General features: G+C 44.8%; 11 protein-coding genes. 6 read left to right on the plus strand and 5 right to left on the minus strand.

Features of this window, described 5'->3' with window-relative positions:
* Positions 1-20: 20 nt before the first annotated feature.
* From IKG78_RS14755 to IKG78_RS14765, 3 genes are all read left to right on the plus strand, one after another.
* Positions 21-626, plus strand: coding sequence for an MptD family putative ECF transporter S component (locus tag IKG78_RS14755; RefSeq protein ID WP_290944828.1), 606 nt, complete (start codon positions 21-23; stop codon positions 624-626).
* On the plus strand, positions 623-1,309 hold the full coding sequence (locus IKG78_RS14760; protein WP_290944829.1) for an energy-coupling factor transporter transmembrane component T: 687 nt from the start codon (positions 623-625) through the stop codon (positions 1,307-1,309). Before IKG78_RS14755 ends, IKG78_RS14760 begins: the two co-directional genes overlap by 4 nt.
* A 143-nt stretch (positions 1,310-1,452) precedes the next feature.
* Positions 1,453-2,964 carry an ABC transporter ATP-binding protein gene (locus tag IKG78_RS14765; RefSeq protein WP_290944830.1) on the plus strand — a complete coding sequence of 504 codons (1,512 nt, stop codon included), beginning with the start codon at positions 1,453-1,455 and terminating at the stop codon, positions 2,962-2,964.
* Positions 2,965-3,055: 91 nt separating this feature from the next.
* On the opposite strand, the gene IKG78_RS14770 is transcribed toward IKG78_RS14765, so the two are convergent.
* Complete coding sequence (locus IKG78_RS14770) at positions 3,056-3,952, minus strand: helix-turn-helix domain-containing protein (RefSeq protein WP_290944831.1); 897 nt, start codon at positions 3,950-3,952, stop codon at positions 3,056-3,058.
* Positions 3,953-4,107: 155 nt separating this feature from the next.
* Between IKG78_RS14770 and IKG78_RS14775 the strand changes: the two genes are divergently transcribed.
* The 3 genes from IKG78_RS14775 to IKG78_RS14785 all read left to right on the plus strand — a co-directional run bounded on the left by IKG78_RS14775 (position 4,108) and on the right by IKG78_RS14785 (position 9,721).
* Positions 4,108-5,166, plus strand: a complete 1,059-nt coding sequence (locus IKG78_RS14775; protein WP_290944832.1) for an efflux RND transporter periplasmic adaptor subunit — start codon at positions 4,108-4,110, stop codon at positions 5,164-5,166.
* A 9-nt stretch (positions 5,167-5,175) separates the two neighbouring features.
* On the plus strand, positions 5,176-8,250 hold the full coding sequence (locus IKG78_RS14780; RefSeq protein WP_290944833.1) for an efflux RND transporter permease subunit: 3,075 nt from the start codon (positions 5,176-5,178) through the stop codon (positions 8,248-8,250).
* A 118-nt stretch (positions 8,251-8,368) separates the two neighbouring features.
* The gene (locus tag IKG78_RS14785; RefSeq protein WP_290944834.1) at positions 8,369-9,721 is read left to right on the plus strand and encodes a TolC family protein; all 1,353 of its coding nucleotides are present in this window, start codon (positions 8,369-8,371) and stop codon (positions 9,719-9,721) included.
* A 270-nt stretch (positions 9,722-9,991) separates the two neighbouring features.
* Here the strand turns inward: IKG78_RS14785 and IKG78_RS14790 are convergent, their stop codons facing one another.
* The 4 genes from IKG78_RS14790 to IKG78_RS14805 form a co-directional block, all read right to left on the minus strand.
* Positions 9,992-10,393, minus strand: a complete 402-nt coding sequence (locus IKG78_RS14790) for a hypothetical protein (RefSeq protein WP_290944835.1) — start codon at positions 10,391-10,393, stop codon at positions 9,992-9,994.
* Positions 10,394-10,469: 76 nt separating this feature from the next.
* On the minus strand, positions 10,470-10,898 hold the full coding sequence (locus IKG78_RS14795) for a hypothetical protein (RefSeq protein ID WP_290944836.1): 429 nt from the start codon (positions 10,896-10,898) through the stop codon (positions 10,470-10,472).
* 47 nt (positions 10,899-10,945) lie between these two features.
* On the minus strand, positions 10,946-12,127 hold the full coding sequence (locus IKG78_RS14800; protein ID WP_290944837.1) for a DUF4405 domain-containing protein: 1,182 nt from the start codon (positions 12,125-12,127) through the stop codon (positions 10,946-10,948).
* A 124-nt stretch (positions 12,128-12,251) separates the two neighbouring features.
* Positions 12,252-12,812 carry an ORF6N domain-containing protein gene (locus tag IKG78_RS14805; protein WP_290944838.1) on the minus strand — a complete coding sequence of 187 codons (561 nt, stop codon included), beginning with the start codon at positions 12,810-12,812 and terminating at the stop codon, positions 12,252-12,254.
* Positions 12,813-12,958 lie beyond the last annotated feature (146 nt).

The raw sequence follows: 12,958 nt of genomic DNA on the forward strand, positions 1-12,958 counted from the left end.
TAGTCGGGGATGGCATAAATATGAAAACTACTGGAAAAAAATCTTCGAATACGCTGGTGCGTGACCTCGTGAACGTGGGCATTTTTGGTGCACTTTACCTTGTTCTTTCTGGACTTGGAGCGAGTATCGGTTTTATTCCTGCGTTTATTGTGGTTTCCACATGCGTAGTGAGCTTGGTGACAAGCGTCCCGCTATTCCTTTTCTTTTCGAAAGTCGAAAGACCTTTACTTTGCTGCGTGCTGCTTTGCACGCTTTTCGGCGTTGTCATGACAATCTCTGGTCACGGAATTTCTTTTGGTTTACTTTGCGTGGTGTATGGCGTTTTGGCGGGCCTTTGCTTAAAGCTGTTCCACAAGAATTTTGTGGGATGTCTGCTTGCTAATGTGATGATAAGTTTTGTACCTTCTTCGATGATGATTCCGCTTTGGTCTTCGACCGAAGAATATTTGGCGTATTGCAGTTCTATTTGTGATAAGGCTTATATTGCTCATTTGGCGGAGCTTTCTAGCAGCTATTGGCCTTTGATTGGACTTTTTGGATTTGGTGCCGCAGGTGCCGTAGTTGGTGGATTCATTGCTCGTCGCGTGATGAAAAAGCATTTTGAACGCATCGGACTTGCACAGTGAAACTAGATCCGCGTACAAAATTGTTTTTAGCGGCGGTGGCAAATGGTATGATTTTTTCCGCTCCGCTAGTCTATAGCTTGTTGATGGTTGTTGTAGCGTCTATTTTGCTGTTGCTTGAGGGAAAGTGGAAATTTGTTTGCGCTTTCTTTTTTGTTTATTTGAGTGCTGGCTTTTTCTTTGGTCAGGTGAAAAATTTGGATATTGGTACTTCGGGTACGATTATTCTTGCATCGTTGTTTTTGATGTACCGCATTATGCCCGCTTGTGTTGTACTATATTATGTTGTAACAACTACCAAAGTCAATGAGTTTTTGGCGTGCATGTCGCGGATGCGTATTTCGAACAAGGTTACGATTCCCTTGATTGTGATGATTCGATTTTTTCCGACAGTATTTGACGAATCCCGTGCGATTGGCAATGCCATGAGAATGCGTGGAATTCGCTTGTTTAGCTTGCGGACTTTAAAAAGTCCAGTGGCATTCCTTGAATATAGGCTAGTACCGCTTTTGGTTTCTATTACGAAAATTGGTGATGAACTTTCGATTGCAGCGGTGACGCGAGGGCTTTCGGCAGAAACGAAACGCACTTGCGTTGCAACGATTGGATTCCGCTGGGCGGATTTTGTTGTGTGCGCTTATTGTATTGTTGTTGTTGTGAGCTTTACTGTAACTTGCTACCGATAATGAATTCGTTGCTTTCATTGTCTTCTTTGTTCTTTTTATTGTCATCCCGGCCTAGTGCCGGGATCGGCATGTGTATTTCGCAATAACTGGCCCCGGAATAAATCCGGGGTGACGAAAAAGAAGACTGTTATTAGGATGAATTTATGAACATTTCTCTCAAAAACATTTCCTTCTCTTACACTGATTCCCTTGACGATGCGATTCTCAAGAACTTGAATCTGGAAATTCGTTCGGGCGAGTGTGTTGTGCTGGCGGGGGAGTCGGGCTGCGGAAAGACGACGATTTCAAAGCTCATTAACGGTTTGATTCCGCATTATCATTCGGGAACGATGGATGGCGATGTGCTGCTCGGCGACAAGAATACCGCCGATATGACGCTTGCTGAAATTTCAAGAGTTGTGGGTTCCGTTTTCCAGAATCCGCGTTCGCAATTTTTCAACATCGATACGGATTGCGAGCTTGCTTTTGGTTGCGAAAATTTGGGAATGGATCCCGAAGAAATCAAGCAGCGCGTGGCGAATGTTGTCCAGGAATTCCATTTAGAGCATTTGCTAGGCCGTAGCATTTTTAATCTTTCGGGCGGCGAAAAACAGAAAATTGCGTGTGCGTCTGTTTCGGCGACGGGTCCTGAAATTTTTGTACTCGATGAACCTTCTGCGAATTTGGACCTCAAGACGATTGAGGATTTGAAGGAAATTGTTTCGCGATGGAAAAAGGCGGGGAAAACGGTCGTTATCGTGGAGCATCGCCTTTACTATTTGCGTGATGTCGCCGACAGAATTTGTTATGTGAAGGATGGGCAAATCGCAGAAGAGTGGAAGCCTGCGGAACTCGAAGCGAAAGGCCCGGAATATGCGGCAAGCCTCGGACTGCGCTGCATGAATTTGGAACAATTGCGCGAAGGAATGGTTCGGCAAGCTCACCAACCTTGTAAGGTCCCTGAGCTTGTCGAAGGGCCGCAAGGTTCGAAGGAGCTGGATCTCGCGAAGCAATCCATAGCGAAATCCATTGTCTTTACGAACCTGACATTTGCGTATCACAAAAAGCATCCGATTCTTGACATTGACCGTCTTGAACTCCCGTGCAGGCAAATTACGGCGCTGATTGGTCATAACGGCGCGGGCAAATCGACGCTTGCGCAGGTGCTTTGCGGATTGCAGGGCTCGTGGCGTCAAAAACGTGCAGCCCGCAAATGCGGTACTTACTTGATTATGCAAGATGTGAACCATCAACTTTTTACCGAGAGCGTTCTGGATGAAGTCCTGCTCGGCATGAAACCGCAAGACGAAAACTTGGCGCTTGAAATTCTTGAAGGTCTCAATCTCAAACAATATGCGGACAATCATCCGATGGCTCTTTCGGGCGGGCAAAAACAGCGTGTCGCTATCGGCAGTGGAATTTCGAGCGGTTGCGATGTCGTTGTCTTTGATGAACCCACAAGCGGTCTTGACTATAGGCAAATGCTTGCTGTTTCTGCAACTCTTAAAAAGCTTGCCGCTAGTGGAAAAACGCTACTCGTGATTACGCATGACCCCGAATTTATTTTGAACAGTTGCCAATCTGTGATTCGTATGGAACATGGAAAAATCGTGGAACAGTATCCGCTTTCAGGAAATGAAAATCAGCTCATCAAGACGATGACCGGAAAACTATAGAGACTGTAATTGAATAATTTTCAATATCATAATGATTAGTCATTCTCCGAAGGAGAATCCATACATTTTTTTTGCGAACTGCGCAAACCGCTTATTCCTTTTTCTCGCGGAAGGCTTTGGGCGTCATCCCTGTCATGCGTTTGAAAAATTTTCCGAAGAAACTGACATCAATAAAGTTTAGCTCGTTTGAAATTTCTTGAATGTCTTTTTGCGATGACTGCAAAAGGACTTTTGCGTCTAGGGCGATGTATTCATCAATCCATTGTTTTGCGCCTTTGCCGCTCATTTCTTCAATGACCGTAGAAAGATATTTTGGAGTGACGAAAAGTTCGTCAGCGTAATGTTTGACGCTGTGGTTTTCGCGGTGTTCTTCTTCGACTTTTTGCAAGAAGGCGTTGAGCAAAGCTTTCTTGCGGTTGGATCCTTGCGGTTCAATATTTTTTTCGGTTAGAATATCGAGGCATTCGAAGGCGGTGGATATTACAAGATTTTTGATAATTTGATAGTGGTAGCGGTTGTCTTTGGTGACTTTTATTTTTTCTTGTATGTGCCTGAACGATTTTTTTATTTGTTCAAAATCTTCACCATCCCTTTTCTGGAATGATGATTGCTTTGCATGTTGAAAAAGTTGTAAGCTATCTTTGACTTGAGACATTAAGTCGTTCATCATGTCCATTGAACACGCTATACACAATGGTTTAATATCATCGCTTATACTAATAACATGAATGATTTGCCCAGGAAACGCGACAAAAATACAGCCTTTTTCCAACTCGTATGTTGTTGTGTTTACTTCGATTGTGCTGTGGCCTTTTTCAATTAAAAATAATGCAAGACCTTGTAGGTAAAAATAGCCAGATGTGTCTAGCCCTTCAATGTTTTCAAAAAAGACAATTTTCCCAGGAACAGTGTTTGACTGCTTCAAAAAATCTAATAGGGAAAGGTCGGCTTTCTTTATGTTATTTGCGTTTGTGGGCTTTCTTTTCATAAAATCGAATAATGAATGTTAAAAATTGCTCCTAGTAAAAATTACCTCAATTTTTCCTAAATAAGCACTAAAAAGTGCAAATTATGGTAAAAATTTCTGTTTTTAGCGAAATTTTAACCTTATAATTGGCGGGCCTAAATCATATTTTTAAAAGTATGAATACGAAATTGTATATACTTCCCTTTTTGATTTTGTCTCTTGTTGCTTGCGAAAGTGATTTTAATTCTCGCAACGACAAGAAAATCGCACAGAAAAAAATGCCAATAGTTAAAGTCGAAACTATTGTTGCTAAGAATTCAAATGTCGGCAGTTCGTTGCGTTACGCGGGTTCTATAGCCGAAGTCGCGACAACGATGGTAAGCTTTTCTTCGCCGGGGACGGTGAAGTCTGTGCGTGTGACCGAAGGCAAAAAGGTGAACAAGGGTGCGCTTGTGGCGACCTTGGATGATACATCTGCAAAGAGTGCCTTGGAGATTGCCTCTGCTTTGAAAAATCAGGCGGAAGATGCTCGCGCCCGTATGGAAAAGTTGCATCAGAACAAGACTATCTCTGAAATCCAATGGATGGATGTCGAAAGTAAATACAGACAGGCGATTGCTGCGGAGAAACTTGCGCAAAAGGCGCTGGATGATTGCAAACTTTACGCCCCTGCAACGGGAATTGTTGCGGGCAAATCGCTTGAAGTCGGGCAGAATGTGGTGCCGAGCGCTCCTGTGTTTCGCATCGTGAATATCGCGACGGTTAAGGCGGTTGTTGCCGTTCCTGAAAAAGATGTGGCTTCGCTTAATGTGGGCGATAAGGTTGAAGTTCGCGTCGGTGCGCTTGGCGATAAAGCTTTTGAAGGGAAGATTACAAATAAGGGGATTTCTGCAAACCCGCTTTCGCGTTCTTACCAAATCGAAGCTGAGCTGAAAAATAAGAGCGGCGAACTTTTGCCGGGAATGCTTTTGGAAATGTCCATTGATAGCAAAAATTCTGTGACGGGTGTTGAACTCCCCGCATCTGCGGTGCTTTTGGATGAATACAATCGTTCTTTTGTTTGGGTCGTCCGTGGTGGAAAAACGATGAGAAAAAATGTTGAAACCTCTCTAGGAAATGGTTCACAGCTTTTGGTGCAGGGAATTGACGATGGTGATTCCGTTGTGGTAAAGGGAATGTCCAAGGTGGGCGAGGGTGACCGAGTTCAAACGGCAAATCAGGCTGTTGCTCGATAGGGGAATTCTATGAAAAAGAAACGTTCCTTTGTTGAAACCGCCATGCGCTATCGCGGCATTGTGTTTATGCTCTGCTGCATTTTGGTGCTATTTGGCGTTTATGGCCTTTCTGCTAACCGAAAAAATGAGTTCCCTGAATTTACGGTGCGTCAGGGTGTTGTGATTGCGGTTTATCCCGGTGCAACTGTAAAAGAAGTGGAAGACCGTGTTACGAAACCGCTTGAAGATTACATCTTCACTTATGGCGATGTCAAAAAAAGCAAAACGACTTCTATGACTCGCGATGGCATGGTGATTGTTCAGGTGGCGCTTGAAGATTACGTGTATGACAAAGATGGATTTTGGAGTCGCTTTAAGCATGGCGTTTCGCAGTTCAAGTCGAGTTTGCCTGCTGGAGTCCTTGCGATAATCGTGATGGATGATTTTGGCGATGCTTCGTCGATGCTCTTGGCGATAGAAAGCAAGAATAAAACTTATCGTGAATTGGGTGAATATCTTGACGGACTTGCGGATAACTTAAGACCGCTTGAAAGTGTCGGCCGCATTACGCGTTTTGGCGAACAGAAAGACCAGATTTCTATTTATCTGGATAACGAAAAACTTTCCCAATATGGGCTGGGTTACAAGTCGGTGACCGCGTTCCTTTCGGGGCAAGGCCTCGTGAATATTGCGGGAACCTTAAGGGACGGCGATTACAACCACCCGATTTATGTGGAAAGCGGCGTGAATTCTTTAGAAAGTGTCCGCGAAACAATTGTCTTTAGTGCGCCTGACGGAAGTGTGGTTCGCTTGAAAGATGTAGCCCGTGTGGAACGCGAATATCCTGATCGTACAGCCTATATCGAAGTGAACGGCAACAAGTGCGTGATGCTTAGCATCGAAATGAAAAAAGGCCACGACATCGTGAAAATGGGCAAGGAAATAAAACAGGTGCTTTCGGAATTTGAAAGCAGCTTGCCTGAAGAAGTCAAGATGTTCCGCATTACGGACCAGACGGAAGTTGTCGGCAAAAGTATTGATGACTTTTTGAGAGAAATCTTGGTTGCCGTATTGGCGGTTATTATTGTGGTTGTTCTGTTGCAACCTTTCAAGGTGGCATTGATTGCGGCTTCGACTATTCCAATATCCATTTTCATTTCGCTTGGGCTTTTCTTTGGCCTCGGCTACGAAATAAACGGTGTGACGCTTGCAGCCTTGATGGTGTCGCTGGGAATGATTGTAGATAATTCCATCGTGATATTGGATGATTATCAAGAACGAATTTATGGTTCCGGTACACGCTGGAGAGCGGCGGAACATAGCGCCGTTCATTTCTTGAAATCGATTTTTTCGGCTACGCTCGCCATAAGCATTACCTTCTTCCCGTTCTTGGTGACGATGAATGGAATGTTTAGCGATTTTGTGACAACATTCCCGTGGGCGGTGACTATCGTTCTTTCGATTTCTTTGCTCGTGGCGATATTTATTGTTCCCTATTTGCAATTTGCTTTCTTAAAACCGAAAACAAAAAAGAAGAGCAAGTATTCTTTTGAGAGCGTCTCGAACTTTATCTATGAACGCGTTTTGAGAACTTGTTTCAGGTTCCCCAAATTGACCATTCTTGTGGCGGTTATTTGTGTTGTCTTGGGCGCGGTTATGATTATTTCTCGCCCCATAAAACTCATGCCGATTGCGGAACGCAATCAGTTCTCTGTGGAATTTTATTTGCCGAACGGGACTTCAATTAATCAGACTTCTGCCGTGGCGGATAGCATGAAGTGTATCTTGGAAAAAGATCCGAGAGTCACCTACATTACGACATTCAAGGGAATGTCTTCGCCGCGTTTTCATATGACTTATGCACCGCAATTTGCCGGTGAAAATTTTGCGCAGTTTATCGTAAATACCGAAAGTGCTCATGCTACAGAAGAGATTATCAAGGAGTATTCGGAAAAATATGTAGATCATTTTGCAAATGTATTTGTGCGCTTTAAACAGCTCAGCTTTAGCGATGCCGCATCGCCAATAGAAATTAGAATTTCTGATGGAACGGATGAAAGTCGTAAAGTTGCAAGTGATAAGGTGAAAAATTATTTGCGGAGTCTCCCGGGAGTTTATCTTGTTCGCAGTTCTTATGGAGAACCCTTGAGCGGCATTAAGGTTTCGCTTGATGAGAACGCTTCAAAGCTTGGGGTGAACCAGTTTTCTGTCGAGGCGATGCTTGCTTCTCGCTACAATGCCGGATTCCCGATTGCCACTCTTTGGGAAGGCAATAGAAATGTTCCTGTAGTGCTTAAGGGAACGCATGCTGATTCTGCTAGTTTCTCGGATCTTGAAAATGAAAAGATTGCAACTTATGGTGGACTATCCAATGCACCGCTCCGCCAGATTGCAAAGTTCTCGCCTGTGTTTAACGAGGGGTCTCGCGATAGAAGAAACGGCCTCCCGACGGTGACGATTTCTGCCGAAGTTTCGTCTGGCGTCAGTGCGAATGACCTTGCTTTAAAGCATCTTGATTCGCTGAAAAAGCTGACGGCTGACGATGGCGTTAAATTGGAGCTTGGTGGCGAAGCGGCTTCTGTTATCGAAACGCTTCCTGGCCTCCTTAAAGGTCTCGTCGTTGCGGTTGCCATGATGTTCCTTATTATGGTGTGGCACTTCCGTAGAATTCGTACGGCTCTTATGCTCTTCTCGTTATTGTCGCTTTCCACTTTCGGCACGGGCGTTGCTATGTGGATTATGGATTTGGACTTTACGATTACGGGTGTTCTTGGTATGGTGAGTCTGCTTGGAATTATGGTGCGTAACGGAATTATCATGATTGACTATGCTGAGGAATTGAAGCGTGATGAGCATTTGGATTCTAAAAATGCCATCTACAATTCGGCACTTAGGCGTATGCGTCCGATATTCCTGACTTCGGCGGCGGCTTCTGCGGGAGTCTTACCTATGATGGTGAGTGGAGATGGTCTGTGGGTGCCTATGGCCATCATCATTTTCTGGGGAACGCTTGTGACGATGTGCTTGATTTTGACTGTGCTGCCCGTTGCTTATTGGGGTGTAAGTTGTATGAAGTTTAGACGCAGGAAAGTGATTAGTGGTTAGTGGTTGGTGATTAGTGATTAGGAAAAAGTAGGCGATAGGCAGTGGATGGTAAGAAGTAAACGTTCTTTTTGCGTCATTCTGAGGACCGAAGGGACGAAGAATCCAGGGAGTTTATAAATTGAATAACATAATTATTGCTTTTCTTTTAGGCATTTCCGCTTCGTTTGCGGCGGATGTGTATACGCTTGATGATTGCTTGCGTATTGCACGCGAAAATAATGCGACTTTGAAGAGTGCGAAAGTGAATCGCCAAATGGCCGAAGAAACTGAAGGGAGTGCCTTCCCGGCGTATTTCCCGAAGGTGTTCGCTGGTGGTTTTGCCTTTATCTCAAACGATTTCTTGGTCAAACAGAAAATGGACTTGTCCAAAGAAATGGAAAGTGTCGGAGAGCAAGTAGCGCCGACCTTGTCGCAAGCAGGAATTGATCCTTCTGTGCTTCAGGGGCTTCCATCGACATTCAATATGGGAATGGTCGATAAAGGAATTATCGGGCATTTGACTTTGATTCAGCCGATTTTTGTGGGCGGGCAAATTTACAACGGCAATCAACTTGCCAAAATTGGGACACGTGCTGCCAAATTGCAAGAAACACTTGCCGAAACGGAAATCCGCAAGAATACGGAGACCTATTACTGGCTCATCGTTTCGCTTAAGGAAAAATTAAAAACGCTTGCCGAAGCGGAAAAACAGGTGGAGGCGATTCGGAGCGATGTGCAAATTGCCGTAGATGCCGGTGTCGCTGTGAAAAATGATTTGCTCCGTGTTGAACTCGAAAAGAAAAAACTGCAAAGCAATCGCCTGAAACTTGAAAACGGAATTTCGGTGGCGAAGCTCATGCTTGCAAGGCAAATGAACCGTGACAATGCTGACTTTGACCTTGCCGAGGCTGATCTTATTCAAATTACACCGCCTGAATCTTACGCAATTTCTGCTGACGATGCTGTTGAACGCCGTGCCGAAAGCAAGCTGCTTGCCATCAGTCGCGAAGCTGCCGAAAAGGAACGCTCGATGGAACGCGGCAAGGTGCTGCCTACGGTTGCTGTGGGCGCGAGCCTTTTGTATCAAAACTTGCTTGATGACGATGCTGTAAATGGAGTGCTTTTTGCTTCGCTTACTGTGCCGATTTCGGATTGGTGGAGCAATAGCTATTCTATCGCGAAGCTTGATTTGAAGGCGAAAAAGGCGGCAATTGATGAAGTTGAAAACAAGAACTTGATTAAGGTGGATATTGACGCCAAATGGAATACGCTGAACGAATCCTTTAAGCAAATTGAAATCAGTCGCGATGCTATTGCCCAAGCCGAAGAAAACTTGCGTACACAACGTGAATTCTACAATGCGGGTACGGCAACGCTCAGCAATCTGCTTGAAGCTGAAACATTACGCCAGCAGGCGACGGATTCTTACACTGAAGCCGTCACTGGATATTACACGGCAGTCTGTGCATATTTGATTGCGACGGGCCGGTAAACGGAGCGGGAATGCGTTGGGTTATTCTTGTTTTCAGTGTAGTTTTTCAGTGTAGTCTTTTGTGTAGTTTTCTGTGTAGTTCTATCTGTAGCTTTTTGTGTAGTTTTATTATGTAGTCCTATCTGTAGTTTTTAGGTCATGCTTACGTTTTCAATTCTCGTGTCGTATGAGTAGCTTGTGGCAAAGCCTGATGTATTTATTCAACGAAAACTTTTAGAAAGATAAACGGATGCCGAAATTTCGACATCCGCTTTGCGTTATGTTTTGCGTTTACTTGATGAATGCTTGAAGCAATTTCTTCGCGTCGTTGCCTGTGGCGAATCGCGTTTCGATAATCGTGCGGTATTCGAATCCCGAGAATTGCTGCAAGTGAAAAGCTGCGAATTCATGGTCTCGCGAGTAGCAGAGATTCAGTTTCATGTTCCCGTTATCGCTTGTTTTGGGGCGACCATTCTTTTGCAGGACGGCGTCGAGTTCAGCGGGGGAGGCTTCGAGAATTGCTTTTGCTTTTTGCCCTTCTGCGGGAGCGAATTCCAATGCGGTCCCTACGACAGGAGAATTTGTCGGGGCGTAAGTGACTTTGGTTTTGAGGCCGAAAAAGGCTTTTTCGGTTTTGATATAAATTTGATTGAAGAGGGCTGTCGCCATCTCCATTTTGGAAATGTTTTCCATGTTCTTTCTCTTTGTTAAAAGTTTAAATTTTGCCGCTTGTTTGTGCGGCGGAATGTGTATCGAGAGAAAGAACTTGTTAACAAAGTATTCGTTTTAATGTGAATACGTAATATTCTTTGGGAATTTGATATGCAAGGGGTGTCGGAAAGCCGTTATGTATTCCGATTGATGCAAAAACTTTTTGAATAGTGTGCTTTGCACCCCATTTAAATGCTGCTGCATCGCGACCGCCAATTCCTTGAAAACCCGCATTCCGTAAAGTACGTGAAAGCGCCTGTTGCCCGGCTCTTCGCATGAGCAGAACGGCTTCTGATGAAACTTCTCGCGACAGAACATGTGACTTTTCGTGAGCGGCGTCTTGGTTGAATTTGGCATCGCTTAATTCGACGCTTGAGTTTAATTCAACATCGTAATCATAAACAAAAGACCCCTCAACAACGGCGGCGAGAATTGCAAAAAATGCCGCCGCAATCATCAAAAGGAAATTTTGTTTAATGGTTTTCATCAAAGTTTAAAATAGAATTTTTATAAGGGCGAAGTTTCACATTTTTGTCAGCGTGAGTATTTAACCATCGCCGTCATCGCAAGATGCATCGCCATCGCGAACAGTGCCATGATGGCGATGTAGTCAAGCGTGAACAGCAGATAGCCGCGTTCCAAATCAAGGAAGAAGAACGGTTGCTGGAGCGTAAGGTATTTCCAGAGACCGCGAGCGACAAAGGTATAAATTCCATAAGCACCGAGAGCCGCGGCAATTCCTGTCGCAACACGACCTCTAATAAAAAGCGATAAATGCAATCCGATGTGGAGCGAGACAAATACGAGATACCAGTGACTCGCAAGCATGTGGGCCGTACGTGCAAAACTTGCACCACTTTCAATACCGAGCCAAGTAAACACGTGATTCGAAAGCATCACACCGCTTATTATCAAGAACAGAACGCATCCGATAACGCCTGCGTTAATAACTGTCCGCACGATTCGCAAGGCGTTGTATTTGCCCTTGAGAATTCCCTTGATCAACCAGTGTGCCTCTCCTTTTGCGCCGAGCACCATGCTTGTCGCGATATAGCCCGCATACAGGGCGCAGCCTGCCACGACGAGAGGCTTGTCGCGGTTGTAGCTTGTGATGCTCATGGCCATGGCAGCGTTGGTCATGGAATGTCCCGAGGGCCAGCCGTAAAAGACGCCGCGCCTAAAAAATCCCCACTTGAAATCGCGGGAACGCTCGCCGCTGTTGAGTTTCGCGTCGGGGTGTTCGCGTGCCGAAATCGCCTTGAGGAAGTTGTTGTAGAGGAACGCTACGGCGGTGGCCTGCACGGCGACGGCACCGGTGTTGTTCAGCGTGTGGTTGTCGCTGAAAAAATACATGTATCCCGGAACAAGAATCGGGAAGAACGTCCCCATCATCATGCCGGGAGTGAATGCGATGCCGGTCACCAACTGGTCCTGACGGGCCGCAAAACGGGCAACTATCAAGTCGTTATTTTTCATTGAGAACTTGTACGTAAGCGCACCGCCGAGCATGTGGAATCCGAGCGGCCAGCCGAACGCACTCAGCAACATGTTTTGGCCCAGGTGATCGAACGGGGAAAGCTTCTGCGCGGTATCGACGGCGGCGGAGTCCGCGATTGTCGAATCAATCGTGGGCGTTTCGGCATGTGCGAAACCGGCAAATGCCGTGAACAGCACAAGCACCAATATCTTTTTAAATTTCGCTAACGATTGTTTCATATATCCATATAAAATATACAAACACTCTAGATTCATTTTTTTTGCTATTTTGACAAAATTTTACCCGTTCCGCAAGGATTTCAAAAGTTGTTCCGTCGGCCTTGCTGATTGCGCCGAATTTCATCTATCGCTTAACACGCTTTACGGAATGTTTTATCTTGCCTATGATAAAGTTCAGTTCCAGCGAGGATTCTGTTTCCGTTGTTTCTAAATCCGGCATAACAATGTTTGTGAGAATCTCTCCGAAATGCTGCATTTTCGAATGCTTTTCCTCCTTGTCGCCTTCTTTATGCAACTCCACAAGTTCTCTCTTGAGTTCTCGAACAACCGCAAAAGTCTCGATGATGGCGAAAGTTGTGTTAATCGCCGTCTTGCTTTTTAAAATTGTCGCAAGCATATAGAGGCCTTTTTCTGTGAAAGCGTAGGGTAAAGATCTGCTTTTGGCCGAATAATTTGTGGACGAAATTTTCGTCCGCAAAATTTCAACTTCGTCCTTTGACAACTGGAACATATATGTCGAGGGAAACTTGTCAGGATTGTTCCTGACCGCCTCATTGATTCGCTTTGTCTCTACACCATATAACAAAGCGACATCGGCATCCAAAATGATTTTATGATTTCGAACGGATGCAATTCGGTCTGCCACATTGCGCATTAAAATCGAAAACGTGTTTTCGTTATTCATCTTCTACTCCAATCCGCCTACAAGCAAAAAAAAGGCGGGGTAAAGTGTTCTCGATACAAATATACATTCCTCGTGTGTCATATTATGACAATTTGAGAAAAAGGGCGAATTTTTTTGCATTTTATGACTTTTTGAACAAAAGGTCG

The organism is Fibrobacter sp., from assembly GCF_017545445.1.
Classification (GTDB): domain Bacteria; phylum Fibrobacterota; class Fibrobacteria; order Fibrobacterales; family Fibrobacteraceae; genus Fibrobacter.